At 61.6% G+C, this 15,376-nt stretch carries 14 protein-coding genes; 2 read left to right on the top strand and 12 right to left on the bottom strand.

What is annotated here, in order from left to right; genetic code table 11:
• Positions 1 to 314: 314 nt before the first annotated feature.
• From msrQ to mrcB, 9 genes are all read right to left on the bottom strand, one after another.
• Complete coding sequence (msrQ, locus tag H618_RS0111265) at positions 315 to 926, bottom strand: protein-methionine-sulfoxide reductase heme-binding subunit MsrQ (protein WP_028695165.1); 612 nt, start codon at positions 924 to 926, stop codon at positions 315 to 317.
• On the bottom strand, positions 926 to 1,939 hold the full coding sequence (gene msrP, locus H618_RS0111260) for a protein-methionine-sulfoxide reductase catalytic subunit MsrP (protein ID WP_028695164.1): 1,014 nt from the start codon (positions 1,937 to 1,939) through the stop codon (positions 926 to 928). Before msrP ends, msrQ begins: the two co-directional genes overlap by 1 nt.
• Positions 1,940 to 2,016: 77 nt before the next feature.
• Positions 2,017 to 2,868 (bottom strand): CDP-diacylglycerol--serine O-phosphatidyltransferase, encoded by an 852-nt coding sequence (gene pssA / locus H618_RS0111255; protein ID WP_028695163.1) that lies wholly within the window; start codon positions 2,866 to 2,868, stop codon positions 2,017 to 2,019.
• 154 nt (positions 2,869 to 3,022) lie between these two features.
• Positions 3,023 to 4,039 (bottom strand): ketol-acid reductoisomerase, encoded by a 1,017-nt coding sequence (gene ilvC / locus H618_RS0111250; protein ID WP_028695162.1) that lies wholly within the window; start codon positions 4,037 to 4,039, stop codon positions 3,023 to 3,025.
• Between the two features lie 54 nt (positions 4,040 to 4,093).
• Positions 4,094 to 4,585, bottom strand: a complete 492-nt coding sequence (gene ilvN / locus H618_RS0111245) for an acetolactate synthase small subunit (RefSeq protein WP_028695161.1) — start codon at positions 4,583 to 4,585, stop codon at positions 4,094 to 4,096.
• 1 nt (position 4,586) lies between these two features.
• Positions 4,587 to 6,311 (bottom strand): acetolactate synthase 3 large subunit, encoded by a 1,725-nt coding sequence (locus tag H618_RS0111240; protein WP_028695160.1) that lies wholly within the window; start codon positions 6,309 to 6,311, stop codon positions 4,587 to 4,589.
• Positions 6,312 to 6,719: 408 nt separating this feature from the next.
• Entirely contained in the window at positions 6,720 to 7,055 is a 336-nt protein-coding gene (locus H618_RS0111235) for a YqcC family protein (RefSeq protein WP_028695159.1), read from the bottom strand.
• The gene (locus H618_RS0111230; RefSeq protein ID WP_033727644.1) at positions 7,052 to 7,843 is read right to left on the bottom strand and encodes a tetratricopeptide repeat protein; all 792 of its coding nucleotides are present in this window, start codon (positions 7,841 to 7,843) and stop codon (positions 7,052 to 7,054) included. The genes H618_RS0111235 and H618_RS0111230 overlap by 4 nt, the downstream gene beginning before the upstream one ends.
• A gap of 16 nt (positions 7,844 to 7,859) precedes the next feature.
• Positions 7,860 to 10,178, bottom strand: a complete 2,319-nt coding sequence (mrcB, locus tag H618_RS0111225) for a penicillin-binding protein 1B (protein ID WP_028695157.1) — start codon at positions 10,176 to 10,178, stop codon at positions 7,860 to 7,862.
• A gap of 114 nt (positions 10,179 to 10,292) precedes the next feature.
• Here mrcB and H618_RS0111220 point away from each other — a divergent pair, with 114 nt between their 5' ends.
• Positions 10,293 to 11,822, top strand: coding sequence for a bifunctional aminoglycoside phosphotransferase/ATP-binding protein (locus H618_RS0111220; protein WP_028695156.1), 1,530 nt, complete (start codon positions 10,293 to 10,295; stop codon positions 11,820 to 11,822).
• Between the two features lie 139 nt (positions 11,823 to 11,961).
• Positions 11,962 to 12,240 carry a TfoX/Sxy family protein gene (locus H618_RS0111215; RefSeq protein WP_028695155.1) on the top strand — a complete coding sequence of 93 codons (279 nt, stop codon included), beginning with the start codon at positions 11,962 to 11,964 and terminating at the stop codon, positions 12,238 to 12,240.
• Positions 12,241 to 12,540: 300 nt separating this feature from the next.
• On the opposite strand, the gene H618_RS0111210 is transcribed toward H618_RS0111215, so the two are convergent.
• The 3 genes from H618_RS0111210 to H618_RS0111200 are packed head-to-tail and all read right to left on the bottom strand — an operon-like array spanning position 12,541 to position 15,226.
• Positions 12,541 to 13,308: a heme ABC transporter ATP-binding protein gene (locus H618_RS0111210; RefSeq protein ID WP_028695154.1), complete on the bottom strand. Its 768-nt coding sequence runs from the start codon at positions 13,306 to 13,308 to the stop codon at positions 12,541 to 12,543.
• Positions 13,308 to 14,291: a FecCD family ABC transporter permease gene (locus H618_RS0111205; RefSeq protein ID WP_161628447.1), complete on the bottom strand. Its 984-nt coding sequence runs from the start codon at positions 14,289 to 14,291 to the stop codon at positions 13,308 to 13,310. The genes H618_RS0111210 and H618_RS0111205 overlap by 1 nt, the downstream gene beginning before the upstream one ends.
• A 50-nt stretch (positions 14,292 to 14,341) precedes the next feature.
• Positions 14,342 to 15,226 carry a heme/hemin ABC transporter substrate-binding protein gene (locus tag H618_RS0111200; RefSeq protein ID WP_028695152.1) on the bottom strand — a complete coding sequence of 295 codons (885 nt, stop codon included), beginning with the start codon at positions 15,224 to 15,226 and terminating at the stop codon, positions 14,342 to 14,344.
• Between the last annotated feature and the right edge of the window lie 150 nt (positions 15,227 to 15,376).

The raw sequence follows: 15,376 nt of genomic DNA, 5'->3' as shown, positions 1-15,376 counted from the left end.
CCTTTCGTTTCAACCGAGGCGCGCATTCTACGCTTTCCTCTAAGCCTGTCAAGCGTTTATTTCGAAGTATTTTGCGAGAATCTCGTTCAACTTCAAACACTTGGCTCGCTGCGATCGCTCGTAGCGGGAGGCGAATCATACAGCGTTAAACAACGCTGTCAACCACCTTTTTCACCGCTATCGATCAGCAGATCGAAGCGCCTCCAGTACCACATGAACAGCTAACTCGTTGAAACTCAAGGAGTTTTCCGTTCCGTTTGCCCCGGAAGTGGTGCGCAGTATAAAGAGATTCCGAGGGCGGTCAAGCACTTATTTCAAGAAACTTGAGGTGAGCGTGTTCGCGCTCTTTTAATACGCCTTGCCACAGCAGGCACCCGCAACAACATGAGCACCAGCCCTACCCCAGCATAGATCGACCACTCAGCCAGATCCGATCTCACGATCCAGAGGAAATGCAGCAGGCCCAAAGCCAAAATGGCGTAGGTCAGCTTGTGCAGCGTCTTCCACCGCGCCCCAAGCCGTCGCTGGCTGTAGCGATTGGAAGTCACCGCCAAGACCAGCAGCCCAAGAAACGCGAGCGCGCCGACGATGATGTAGGGACGCTTGCGCAACTCGAGGGCAAGCTGCGCGAAATCAAGCCCAAGAATGAACACCAGATAGGCAGTCAGGTGCAAGGCAATGTAGGCGAAGCTCCACAGGCCCAGCTGTCGCCGCGACACGATCCACCCCGCCCACCCGGTAATCCGCTGCAAAGGCGTCATCGCCAGCGCAATCAGAAGAAAGACCAACCCACCCAGGCCCAGACGGTCGACCAGAATCTTGCCGGGATCAGGCCCAAGCAGTTGCATCGCTGCTTCATAGAGCCACCACGCGGGAAAGCACGCGCTGGCCACAAAGATCGCCAGGCGAAACCATGGATAGCGCATCAGTAGTTCTTCCGCAGATCCAGACCACTATAAAGAGAGGCGACCTCCTCTCCATACCCGTTGAACATGTCCGTGCTACGGACGTTGGGGCTGAACAAACCGCTGGGCAGGCGACGTTCGCGAGCCTGACTCCAGCGCGGATGATCGACTTCGGGATTGACGTTGGCGTAGAAGCCGTACTCGCTCGGAGCAAGGCCCTGCCAGGTGGTGTTGGGCTGCTGCTCGACCAGACTGATACGCACGATCGACTTGATGCTCTTGAAGCCATACTTCCACGGCACCACCAGCCGCAGCGGCGCGCCATTCTGGTTTGGCAGTTCGCGCCCGTACATGCCCACGGCAAGCAGCGTCAGCGGGTTCATGGCTTCATCGAGACGCAATCCTTCCACATAGGGCCAGTCGATCAGCGCAAAACCTGAACGCTGGCCGGGCATGCTTTGAGGATCTCGCAAGGTTTCGAAGCGTACATAGCGAGCCTTGGATGTCGGCTCGACGCGTTTGAGGATGTCTGCCAGCGAGAACCCCAGCCATGGAATGACCATCGACCACGCTTCGACGCAGCGCAGCCGATAGATACGTTCTTCCAACTGACCGTGCTTGACGAGGTCTTCCAGCGCGTAGCGCCCTGGCTTGCCGACCTCGCCGTCCACTAGGACGCTCCACGGTTCGGTTTTCAGGCTGCCGGCATTGGCCGCCGGATCGCCCTTGTCGGGGCCGAACTCATAGAAGTTGTTGTAATGGGTGGCGTCTTTATAAGGCGTGATGGCCTCGTCACCGGCGGTCACGGCACCCCAACGCGCCTTGGCCAGCTGGTCCGAGAACCACGCAGGCGCCTTGCCTGGATCGACTCCGGCATAGCGCGCCGCATCAGCGGCCCTCGCCCCGGATGGCAACGCTGCGATGGCAAGGCCGGCCAGAGAACTGCCGAGCAACGTGCGGCGAGACAGATACACCCGCTCAGGGGTGACCTGCGAGGAGGTGCAATCGGAAGGTCTGGGTATTTTGATGAGCATGACGGCCCCATAGCCAGGTAGGGAATGTACCTATAAGACTATGGAGCCGCCGGGTTATTCCCGCACGCAGGTGATTGTCAGATTTTGCGACGACGACTACGCAGCAGGAACTGCACAGGACCGGACACCGCATACCCGAGGAAGATCAGCAACAGGATGCGCGGTGGATCGCTGAACACGACTGCGAAGACCAGTACGACCGCGAGAATCGCCACGAAAGGGACGCGACCTTTGAGGTCCAGCTCCTTGAAGCTGTTGTACTTGATGTTGCTGACCATCAGCATACCGGCGGCGGCAACGATCAAGGCGACCAGGAACGACAGCTTGGAGCCTTGAATGCCATAGTCGCTGAAGGCCCAGACGATTCCCGCAACCACACCGGCCGCTGCTGGACTGGCCAGGCCGATGAAGTAGCGCTTGTCGGCCTTGCCGACCTGGGTGTTGAAGCGCGCCAGACGCAGCGCTGCGCCAGCCACATAGATGAAGGCGACCATCCAGCCGACCTTGCCCATGTCGCCCAGCGCCCAGACGAATGCCAGCAATGCGGGTGCTACGCCGAATGCGACCATGTCCGAGAGCGAGTCATATTCCGCACCGAAAGCGCTCTGAGTGTTGGTCATGCGTGCCACGCGACCGTCAAGACCGTCGAGCACCATGGCTACGAAAATGGCGATTGCCGCGCTGGCGAAGTACTTGCTGGCCTCGAGCGTGTTTCCAGCGCTCATGAAACCATGTGCATAGATAGAGCTGATGATCGAGTAGAAACCGGCAAACAGGTTGGCGGTGGTGAATAGGTTGGGCAGCAGGTAAATGCCGCGATGACGAACCTTGCGCCCTTCCGCGTCATGCCCTTCTTCAACATGTTCATCGACAGGTAACAGGCTTTCGGCGTCGGAGGGCGTATGCGGCTCTTCGGGACGTTCGCTCATGAAAAAGTACCTTGCAACAGGGTGGAAAACGTTCGACTTGGGCATGCACCGCAGGTTCTGAGTGCATGCTACCGGTCAGCTTTATACCAGATGCTGCCCGCAGAACGAAAAAACGCGGCCTGGGCCGCGTTTTTCGTTGTGTCGAATCCGAACCTTAGTTCTTCGACTTGTCGACGATCTTGTTCGCCGAAATCCACGGCATCATCGAACGCAGCTGCTCGCCGATGACTTCGATGCCGTGCGCAGCGTTGTTGCGACGCTTGGCGGTCATCGATGGGTAGTTGGTGGCACCTTCGCTGATGAACATCTTCGCGTACTCGCCGTCCTGGATGCGCTTGAGAGCATTGCGCATGGCCTTGCGGGATTCTTCGTTGATGACCTCAGGACCGGTGACGTACTCACCGTACTCGGCGTTGTTGGAGATCGAGTAGTTCATGTTGGCGATACCGCCTTCGTACATGAGGTCGACGATCAGCTTCAGCTCGTGCAGGCACTCGAAGTAGGCCATTTCAGGCGCGTAGCCTGCTTCGACCAGTGTTTCGAAACCGGCTTTGACCAGCTCTACGGTACCGCCGCACAGAACGGCCTGCTCACCGAACAGGTCGGTTTCGGTTTCGTCCTTGAAGGTGGTTTCGATGATGCCGGTACGACCACCGCCAACGCCGGACGCGTACGACAGGGCGACGTTCTTGGCGTTGCCCGAGGCGTCTTGGTAGATGGCGATCAGGTCAGGGATGCCGCCGCCTTTGACGAACTCGGAGCGCACGGTATGGCCCGGAGCTTTCGGCGCGATCATGATCACGTCGAGGTCACCACGTGGCACGACCTGGTTGTAGTGGATGGCGAAGCCGTGGGAGAAGGCCAGGGTAGCGCCCTTCTTGATGTTCGGCTCGATTTCCTGCTTGTACAGCTGGCCCTGGAATTCGTCCGGGGTCAGGATCATCACCAGGTCGGCAGCAGCGACAGCCGAAGCGACGTCGGTCACTTTCAGGCCGTGAGCTTCAGCCTTGGCCACGGTGGCCGAACCTTTACGCAGGCCGATAGTGACATCTACACCGGAATCTTTCAGGTTGCACGCCTGGGCGTGGCCCTGGGAACCGTAACCGATGATGGCGACTTTCTTGCCCTGGATGATGGAAAGGTCGCAGTCTTTATCGTAGAAAACTTTCATGAAATACCCCTGGTTATATCTCGACCCCTGTAGGGCCATCGCTAATGTGTTGAATCAGATACTCAGAACTTTGTCGCCGCGGGCAATGCCGGTGACACCGCTGCGCACCGTTTCCAGAATCGAGGTGGTTCCGATGGCCTGGATGAAGCTGTCCAGCTTGTCGCTGGTACCGCTCAGTTGCACGGTGTACACGCTTGCCGTCACATCGACGATCTGCCCACGGAAGATGTCGGTGGTGCGTTTGATCTCGGCGCGCTGCGCGCCGGTCGCCTTGACCTTGACCAGCATCAGTTCGCGCTCGATGTGAGCACTCTCCGACAGGTCGACAAGCTTCACCACCTCGACCAGCTTGTTGAGGTTCTTGGTGATCTGCTCGATCACTTCGTCGTGCCCGACAGTGGTCAGGGTCAGCCGCGAGAGACTTGGGTCTTCGGTCGGCGCGACCGTGAGGCTTTCAATGTTGTAGTTGCGCTGGGAGAACAGGCCGACCACGCGAGACAGAGCACCGGGTTCGTTTTCCAGCAGCAGGGAAATGATGTGCCGCATATCAGGTACGCTCCGTCTTGCTCAGCCACATGTCACGCATCGAGCCGTCCTTGATCTGCATCGGATAGACGTGCTCGGTGCGGTCGATGGCGATATCGATGAACACCAGGCGATCCTTCATGGCGAAGGCCTCTTCCAGCTTGGGCTTGAGATCCTTGAGGCTGGTGATGCGGATACCCACATGCCCATAGGCCTCGGCAAGCTTGATGAAGTCTGGCAACGACTCGACATAGGAATGCGAGTGACGACCGTTGTAGGCCATGTCCTGCCACTGGCGGACCATACCCAGAACGCCGTTGTTCATGTTGACGATCTTCACCGGCAGGCCGTACTGCATGCAGGTGGACAGCTCCTGGATGTTCATCTGGATGCTGCCTTCGCCGGTGACGCAGGCGACGTCCTGATCCGGGAAGTTGAGCTTGACGCCCATCGCTGCCGGGAAGCCGAAGCCCATGGTGCCCAGGCCACCGGAGTTGATCCAGCGGTTGGGTTTGTTGAACCGGTAGTACTGCGCCGCGAACATCTGGTGCTGGCCCACGTCGGAGGTGATGAAGGCATCGCCCTTGGTCACTTCGCACAGGGTTTCGATCACGGTCTGCGGCTTGATGACGCTGCCGTCACCCTTGTCGTACGGGAACAGCCCGCGGTCACCGCGCCATTCGTTGATCTGCTTCCACCAGGCGTCGGCCGCAGCTTTGTCTGGCTGCTGGCCGATCTCGGCGAGGATCGCCTGCATTTCGCTGAGCACGCTTTCCACAGGCCCGACGATCGGCACGTCGGCCTTGATCATCTTGGAGATCGACGCCGGGTCGATGTCGATGTGGATGATCTTGGCGTTCGGGCAGAATTTCGCCGGGCCGTTGACCACGCGGTCATCGAAGCGCGCACCGACAGCGAAGATCACGTCGGCATTGTGCATGGCCATGTTGGCGGTGTAGCTGCCATGCATGCCGAGCATGCCGAGGAACTGCGCGTCGGTACCCGGGAAGGCACCAAGGCCCATCAAGGTATTGGTGACCGGCAGGTTGAGCGATTTGGCGATTGCGGTGAGCGCTTGCGAGCCACCTCCCAGAATCACCCCGCCACCGGCGTAGACGATCGGGCGCTTGGCGGCCAGGAGCATCTCGGCGGCCTTGCGAATCTGCCCGGAATGACCACGCACAGCCGGGCTGTAGGAGCGCAGCTTGACCTTCTTGGGGTAGACGTATTCGAACTTCTCGGCCGGGTTGGTCATGTCTTTTGGAATGTCGACCACGACCGGGCCAGGACGACCGGACTGCGCCAGGTAGAAGGCTTTTTTCAGGATTTCCGGGATTTCCACGGCGTTCTTGATCATGAAGCTGTGCTTCACGATAGGCCGCGAGATACCGATCATGTCGGTTTCCTGGAACGCATCGGTACCGACCATGGTGCTGGGCACCTGACCCGACAGGATCACCATCGGGATCGAGTCCATGTACGCAGTGGCGATACCGGTGATGGCATTGGTCGCGCCGGGACCAGAGGTCACCAGCACCACACCGGCCTTGCCGGTGGCACGGGCGTAGCCGTCGGCCATGTGGGTCGCGGCCTGCTCGTGGCGAACCAGGATATGTTCGACTTCCGGTTCCTTGAACAGGGCGTCGTAAACATGAAGAAGAGCACCACCAGGGTACCCGTAGATGTGCTTAACGCCTTCGTCGCGCAAAAAGCGGACGACCATTTCAGCGCCGGATAAGAGCTCCACGTTGTTCACCTCTAAAACGCCAGAATACCGTCCTCATGGACGGGTCTTAATAGGTTTACTGCCAAGCAGAGCATGAGCGAAAACGTCAGCACTGACTGAGCAAGTATTGGGAGTGCCCCAGAGTGTTGCGGGGGATTCCCACCCAGCGCGAGGTAACGCGTTGCGGGGTGTAACAGGCGGCGCGGGTGTGCGCCTCATGATCTGCTTGGCGGGTCTGCTTCTGGCAGTCCCCCTACAGCGGAAACTGGATTCTTCTGATTCGGCGCCTGCAAGTCAAGAAAAATTATTGCCAGTTTTACGCCAGGATGATTATTCACCACCACGTTTCAGATTCTTAGCAGCAGGAAAATAAAGACATCCACAAAAAAGGGCCACAATCTGCGGCCCTTAGGGAAAAAACAGAAGAAATCAGGCGGAAGGCGCGATCAAACGGTCGAACGCTGCCAATAGTCGCCGCAGCTCGCGACTTTGCTGCGGACGGCTGGCAAACACGGTTTCGGCCATCACCAGAATGCCGGAGGCATTGGGCAGCGGCTGGCCGTACTCGATGATCTGCTTCATGCGCGGCAGGAAAATCCATTGCAACCACTGCTCGAACGGCATGGCATCGACGGCGAACGGCACCGTGCTGGCCATGGCCGCAGCGCTTGGGGCGTCGTCCGACCACCAACCCTGCACCTGCAGCTCACGCTCGATGAGCAGCAAGTGATCGGCGATTTCCAATACCCGTGGCGCTACCGTCACAGGTTGACCTTGGCTTTCTGCCGCGCCAATGCCGCACCGGCGCTGTCACCTTGTTTCTCGCGAGCCTGGGCGATGATGTTCCATAGCTCAGCCTGCAGGCTTGGGCGGCCATTGGAATAGCTCAGGCCGCGTCGCGCCAGCTGTTCTGCTTGCGCAGCCTCACCCTGGTTGAGACGGACCTGCGCCAGACGGAACAGCACCTGCGGCTCACGCGGTGCAATGCGCTGGGCGCGCTCGAGGCTGGACGAGGCGCCATTCAAGTCGCCGCTGCCCTGCTGCTTCTGCGCGGTAGTCAGCAGCGCCAGCACCGGCCCATCGAGCTGCTCGTCGGCAGACAGCCCGCCGGAGCGGTTGTTTTGCGGGATGCCGGTAGGCGCGCTCGGGGCAGAGGCCCCGCCGGACATGGCGGCGATGTCGAAAGGTTCGTCTGCCACCGGGTTGGGGTCGCTGGTCACCGGCGTGGTATTGATCGGCATGGTGTCGATCGGCGTGGTATCGATCGGCGCTCCGCCGCTCTGCGCCGGGAACGACTGGATCGGCGAAGCGCCCGCACCTTGCGGAATCATCACGGTCACGCCCGAATCTTCCGGCAGCGACTGCGCCTGCGCGGTGCCTCTGGCCGGTGCCGTGGCGACCGGACGTTTGCCCTGGATGCGCTCGCTGTTGGAGACCCGGGAACTGGAGTCGACCACCGGAATGTTGCCACGCGGCACGCTGGCGCACCCTTGCAGCACGGCAATGGCCGTCACGACTGGAAACCACCACTTGTTCAATTCAAACCCTCGCATGCTCTGGAGTTGGTGCTCAATTCATCCAGCCCTTGACCCAGTCCATGACCGAGTCGGACTCCTGCGCGCCGCCACAAGCGGCGCCGGCTGGCGGTTCGCTGCCGCGAATATACGGCATCTGTACGGCCCCCGGACAGCTCTGGTCCGAGCCCTGCCCGGTGTTCGGATCAATCCATGCCTGCACGACGTTGTCCGGCTGCGGCATGTCCAAAGGCAAGGGGTCGGCCTTGCGCATGAAGCTGGTCCACACCTGCAGTGCCCCGGTGGCACCGGTGAACGGCGTGCTGCCGTTGTCGTCGCGACCCAGCCAGACCACCGCCAGCAGGTCCTGGCTGAAGCCTGAGAACCAGCTGTCACGCGAGTCGTTACTGGTGCCGGTCTTGCCTGCCAGGGTCAGTGAGCTGGGCAGAACACTGTAGACCGAACGCCCGGTCCCTTCACGCATCACCCGCTGCATGGCGTTCTGCACCAGATAGATGGAGCCGGCATCGAAGGTCTGCTGGATCTGGAACGGGTAGCGCTTGAGCGGCTCGCCCTCGGCTGTCAGCACGCTGCGAATACCGCGCATGGGCGTGGTGAAGCCGCCGTTGGCGATGGTCTGGTACATGGTCGCCACCTGCATCGGCGACATACCGCCGGCGCCCAGCAACATCGAGGGGAATGCCGGCCAGTCGACGTCGACACCCAGCCGGCCGATGGTCTTGATCACGTTGGGCACGCCGACTTCCAGGCCGATCTTGGCGGTGGAAAGGTTGTAGGAGTTGGCCAGGCCCTGATACAGGTAGATGGTGCCGTGCGGGCGACGATCGAAGTTCTGTGGTCGCCAGACCTGGCCATTGGCGCCTTTGACCGAGAACGGTTCATCCTGCACCAGGCTGGTCAGGGTAAAGGTGCCGGGCTTGTCCAGGGCGGTCAGGTAGACGGCCGGTTTGACCAGCGAACCGATCGGGCGCACGGCGTCGATGGCGCGGTTGAAGCCGGCAAAGCCGGATTGACGGCTGCCGATCAAGGCCTGCACTTCGCCCGTTTCCGGGTTGCTCACCACCATCGCCGATTCGACCTCATCGGCGCCCTTGCGTCCGGCGAGGCGCTTGAAGGTCTCGGTCATCGACGTCTCGGCCTTCATCTGCAGAATCGGGTCGAAGCTGGTGAAGATACGCAGGCCTTCTTCGGTCAAGTCTTCGTCGCGGTAGTCCTGGCGCAGCTGACGCTTGACCAGGTCGAGAAACGCCGGGAACGAGCTGTCGGCCAGGCTGCCGCGCTTGGTCACACCCAAGGGCATTTTCTTCGCTGCATCGACCACGTCCTGGCTGGCCACGCCCTGCTCGACCAGCAGGTCGAGCACCAGGTTGCGGCGTTGCAGCGCACGCTCCGGGTAGCGCCGCGGGTTGTAGTAGGACGGCCCCTTGACCATGCCCACCAACAGGGCGATCTGGTGCAGCTTCAGTTCCGACAGCGGCTGGCTGAAGAAGAACTGGCTGGCCAGGCCGAAACCATGCACGGCACGCTGGCCGTCCTGACCGACGAACACCTCATTGAGGTACGCCTCGAGAATCTCGCGCTTGTCGTAATGCAGCTCGAGCAATACCGCCATCATCGCTTCGGTGAGCTTGCGGCTGAGGCTGCGTTCGTTGGTGAGGAAGAAGTTTTTCACCAGCTGTTGGGTCAGCGTACTGCCGCCCTGGCGCATCGCGCCCGACGAAGTGTTGACCCACACCGCACGGGCGATCGATTTGGGCGATACACCATGGTGGCTGTAGAAGTCGCGGTCTTCGGTGGCGATCAGGGTTTCCAACAGGTAAGGAGGCACCTGATTGATGTTGATCAGGATGCGATCTTCGAGGTTCTTGGGGTAGATACCTCCGATCATCAGCGGCTCGAGGCGAACCACATCGAGCTTGCCGCCGTTGTTGCCGGCAAGCCCTGCAACGTAGTCACCCGAGAAGCGCACACGGACGAACTGCGCAGGCTCGGTGCCCTCGTAGAACTGGAAGCCACGGGTGTTGAGGTCGACCGTATTGCCGTTGACCGACGCCTCGCCCGGGCCACTGGCTGCGCTTTCGCGGCGATAGCCGAGGGCATCGAGCTCAGTGAGGAAGTCGTTCTTGCTCAGCTTCTGGCCGACGAACAGCTCCAACGGCCGTGCGTACACCTTGGCCGGGATGGTCCAGCGCTTGCCGGAGAACTTCTCCTGCACCGTCGCATCGAGGTACACGGCGAAGCCGGCGATCAGCACCAGGGCGACCAGGCTGAGCTTCAGGGCCCAGCCAAGCAGCACGCGCGAGCGGCCGGGTCGGGGTTTCTTGGCATTACGGGGGGATCGGGATCGGGTCATGGCGGCGGATTATACGCACTTTACTTTGGCTGGGCAGGCGTCCCGGCGGTTTGCAGGGAAGGCACCATTGACCATAATGAGCCCTTTGAATTCCCTGACCGTCAAGGACCCCTCGTGAGCCAAGCCCTGATCAACGCGCTGCAAAACAGCGCCCTCTACCCGCACGCCGTAGAGGGGTTCCACGTCATCGAGACGCATATTTCCTGGGTGCTGCTCACCGGCGACTACGCCTACAAGATCAAGAAACCGATGAACTTCGGCTTTCTCGATTTCACCCAGCTGGAGCAGCGCCGGCATTTCTGCCATGAAGAACTGCGCCTCAACCAGCGACTGACCAGCGATGTGTATCTGGAAGTGTTGCCGATTACCGGTAGTGCGGAGGCGCCGGTCATTGGTGGTGAAGGCGAGGTGATCGAATACGCGCTGAAAATGCGCCAGTTCCCACAGGAACAGATGCTCAGTACCTTGCAGGCCAATGGCGAGCTGACGGCCGATCACATCGACCAGATGGCCCGGCAGATTGCCCAATTCCACCTCGACGCCCCCCGGGTCGGCGAAGACAACCCGCTGGGAACTCCGGAAAGCGCCATGGCGCCGGTGGAGCAGAACTTCGAGCAGATCCGCCCGTTCCTCAGCGAAGCGGCCGATTTGCAGCAGCTGGACAACCTTCAGGCCTGGGCGCGCAGCACCTACGAGCGCTTGTACCCGCTGCTGCAAGCACGCAAGGCGAACGGTTTAATCCGCGAGTGCCACGGCGATATCCACCTGGGTAACGCCACGGTGATCGACGGCAGCGTGGTGATTTTCGACTGCATCGAGTTCAACGAACCGTTCCGCATGACCGACGTCTATGCCGACACCGCGTTCCTCGCCATGGACCTCGAAGACCGCGGCCTGAAGTGGCTGGCCCGACGTTTCATCAGCCAGTACCTGGAGCTGACCGGCGATTATCAGGGGCTTGAGCTGCTGAACTTCTACAAGGCCTACCGCGCACTGGTACGGGCCAAGGTGGCGCTGTTCAGCCTGGGCGCCGAGGCCGATGGCCTGCAGCGTGCCACCACGCTGCGCACCTACCGCAACTACGCCAACCTGGCCGAAAGCTACAGCGCCATTCCTTCGCGCCTGCTGGCGATCACCCACGGCGTTTCGGCCGTGGGCAAGAGCCATGTGGCCATGCGCCTGGTGGAATCGCTGGGCGCGGTGCGGGTGCGTTCGGATGTAGAGCGCAAGCGCCTGTTCGGCCAAGGCCTGTACGACCAGGACGCCACCAACGCCACCTACGCGCGCCTGCATGAACTGGCCGGCATCATTCTCAAGGCCGGCCTGCCCGTGGTGCTCGATGCTACCTACCTGCAGCACCAGCAACGCCAGGCAGCAGCCCAGGTGGCCAGCGACACCGGTGTGCCCTTCCTGATTCTCGACTGCCAGGCACCGGAGGCGGTGATTTTCAGCTGGCTGGAACAGCGCCAGTCGGAGAACCTCGACCCTTCCGAGGCCACGCTGGAAGTGGTCAAGGCGCAGCAGGCCACACGGGAGCCGCTCGATGAGCGCGAACACTTGCACTGCAAGCGCGTGGACACCCATCTGAGCAGCAGCATGGACCAGCTGATCGAGCAGATTCGCCAGCGCCTGCCGGGCTTGTAAACGCGTCGATCGAAGCGATCTGGGCTGAAATACGCTGCCACGCTGGCGAAAAGCGTATTTGCCCAGCCCCGCTACACTTGCCTACTGACCTGTCTGAAGACCCATCCCATGACACCGTTCGGTATGGCAAGGAGGCTCGATGAGCGATGAGCTACAGCACCTGAGGAATCTGGGCAAAACGTCTGCGCAATGGCTGCATGCCGCTGGCGTGCACAGTTTGTCCGACCTTCGTCGGCTGGGCGCGGTGGGTGCCTACCAGGCAGTGAAAATGCGTGGATTCCGGGCTTCCAAGGTACTGCTGTATGCCATCGAAGGCGCGCTGCTCGACATTCATTGGAACGAGCTTTCTGCCGAACGCAAGGCGGCGCTGCTGGCCCAACTGAATGCAAAATCCCCTTCGGAAAAAAAATTGAAATAAACCAGAGCAAGGGGTTGACCTCGAAATGAGAATCGTTATGATTACCACAACTGGTCGCGAGACTGGTTGGGTAAACTGAAAGCCCTTGGTTCGGACTCTCAGATTATCTCCTCATCAGGCTAATCACGGTTTTTGACCCGGCATTTTGCCGGGTCTTTTTTTGACTGCGATTCGGCTCGGGGGGAAGGTCAGGGATCTGGTCCATCCCTGCCTCAGCCATGTCGGGGGCCGCGCGTCGTTCGCTTTCATGGCTTGGCGAACAGCTCGCGGCTCCCGCGCTGGTCAGCCTGCGGCAAGCGCTCAGCGGGCAATGATCAACGGATGGCCGCGCTCCGGGTGCGCCTGCACCAATACCTCGATCCCGAATACCGTCTTCAGTGCCTGCGGCGTCAGCACCTGCTGCGGTGAACCTGTGGCGTGACAGCGCCCCTCATGCAGCAGGACGATACAGTCGCAGTAACGCGCGGCCAGGTTCAGGTCGTGGAGAATCACCAGTACCGCCGTTCCCCGCTGCGCAATTTCACGTACCGCCTGAAGGGTGGTGTGCTGATGCAATGGGTCGAGTGCAGAAGTGGGTTCGTCGAGCAGCAACACGCTGCCCTCTGCGCCTGGCCACAGTTGCGCCAACACCCGCGCCAAGTGCACGCGCTGACGTTCCCCACCAGAAAGCGCCAGGTAGCTGCGGCCCAGCAGATGCTGCGCATCCGCCGCATACAAGGCTTGTTCGATGATTTCGGCATCGCGCTGCACGCCACTGGCGTGGGGCAAACGGCCCATGCCCACCACCTCTTCGACACTGAACGAAAAGTCCAGACTCGACACCTGCGGCAACACTGCCAGCGCACGGGCACGCGCAGCGCCCTGCCACTGCGCCAGCGCCAGGCCCTGCATCAGCACCTGGCCCTGGTTCGGCGTCAGCTCACCGCACAGGGCACCGAGCAGACTGCTCTTGCCAGCGCCATTGGGCCCCAGCACCCCCAGCACCTGCCCGGCGTGCAACGACAGATCGATTGCCTGCAGCACCTGCTTGCTGCCTCGGCGCACATGCACACCCTGAGCCTGCAGCATCATCCGCGCCCCTTTATCAGCAGAAACAGGAAGAACGGCGCGCCGATGAACGCCGTGACGATACCGATAGGCAACTCGGCCGGCGCCAACAGCAGACGCGCCACCAGATCGGCGAACAACAGCAAGGTGCCCCCGGCCAGCAGCGAGGCGGGCAGCAACAGGCGGTGATCAGGCCCGACCAACATCCGCAGCAGATGCGGCACCACCAGGCCGATGAAGCCGATCAGCCCCGCTGCAGCCACGGCGGCGCCAACACCCAGGGCAGTGCAGAACACCAGCTCACGCTTGAGCGTTTCCACCTCCACACCAAGATGCCGCGCCTCAGACTCACCCAACAGCAGGGCGTTGAGCGCCTGCGCGCGACGCGGCAGCCACAGCGCCACGACGCACACCACCAGCAGCAGCGGCCACAGGCGCTGGTAGCTTGCGCCATTGAGGCTGCCGAGGTTCCAGAAGGTCAGGGTGCGCAAGGTGGCATCGTCGGCCAAGTAGGTGAACAGGCCGACGCCGGCCCCGGCCAGCGCGGTCAGCGCGATGCCGGCCAGAAGCATGGTAGCGACACTGGTACGACCGTTATGCCGGCCCAGGCGGTAGACCAGGGCGGTGACGCCAAGCCCGCCCAGAAATGCACAGAGTGATAACAGATATGGCGCCAAGGCTTCGGGAAGACCACCAAAGCCACTGCCCAGCACGATCGCCAGGGCTGCCCCTAGTGCGGCGCCGCTGGCCACCCCGACCAACCCGGGGTCGGCCAGTGGATTGCGAAACAAACCCTGCATCGCCACGCCTGACAGGGCCAGCACCGCCCCGACCAGCAGCCCCAGCAGGGTCCGTGGCAGGCGAATCTGGCCAACGATCAACTCTGCCTGCTCCAACCCCTGGCCGGCGATCGGCGCACCAAGCAAACGCAGGCCAGCACGCAACGTGTCGACGAACGGCAAGCTGACCGGCCCCAGGGCCAGCGACAGCCAGATCGCCAACAGCCACAGCAAACCCAGACTGAGGAACAGCGTGCGCGGCGCCAGCAGTCGCTTCACGGCTTGAAGCTGACATTGCCTTGCGGGTAGAACGCCCGCGCCAGCGATTGCAGCACCTCAGGCAGACGCGGCCCCAACCCGCCCACCAGCAGCGTGGGGTCGACCACGACGATGCGTCCGTCGCGGGCGGCGCGCGACGCCGAAAGCCCTGGGTTTTCCTTGAGCATGGCCTGCACCGCCGCATCGCCGGTCAAGGCCCGATCAGACACCACCAGCACTTCAGGGTCGAGCCCGGCCAGCGATTCCACCGACACGTTCTTGTAGCCGTCATGCTCAGCCAGGTTACGCCCGCCGGCCTGCTGCACCAGCCAGTCGCCAGCAGTGCCCTGCCCGGCGATCATCGGCTTGCCGCCACCATGCCCGACCAGCAACAACACCCCAGGTGCTTGCTGATGGGTCTTGGCCTGACCGATCGCCGCCTGCAATGCCTGGATGCGCTGGCGATAGTCGCTGGCCAGAGTGCTGGCCCGTTGCTCGGCGCCCAGCAGCGTGCCCAGGTGCTTGAGGTTTTCGTCGACTGCCGTCAGCTCGGCCTTGCTGGAGAACAGCTCGACGCGCACACCGGCCTGCCTGACCTGCGCAAGCACCGGCGGCGGGCCCATCTCCTCGGTGCCAACCAGTACGTCAGGGCGCAGACTGAGAATGCCTTCGGCCGACAACTGGCGTTGGTAACCGATACTGGGCAGCGCTTTGAGCGATTCAGGATGCTGGCTGGTGGTGTCGACGCCGACCAACCGCGCCTCGCCGCCCAGCGCCGCGATCCATTCACTGAGCGCCCCGCCGGCGCTCACCCAGCGTTGCGGCAAGGGTTCGGCCTGGGCCACAGCGGCAAACACCAAGCTGGCGCACAAGGCGATCAGAACAGAGGGACGGCGCATCATCGGGTTTCCTTCTATAAAGCGAGTCGCGCGCCTTGTGGCGAACGGCGGATCTGCGCACCATGTGCAACCGGCGCGATACGTGGCGGCAATTTGATAATTATTCGCATTGAAGCGTCAAGTCAGCCCTCACCCCTCGAGTGTCCGCCAAAT

This window comes from Pseudomonas cremoricolorata DSM 17059 = NBRC 16634, assembly GCF_000425745.1.
Taxonomy (GTDB): Bacteria; Pseudomonadota; Gammaproteobacteria; order Pseudomonadales; family Pseudomonadaceae; genus Aquipseudomonas; species Aquipseudomonas cremoricolorata.
The sequence above is the reverse complement of the archived record's forward strand: the minus strand, read 5'-3'. Positions and strand labels throughout refer to the sequence as shown.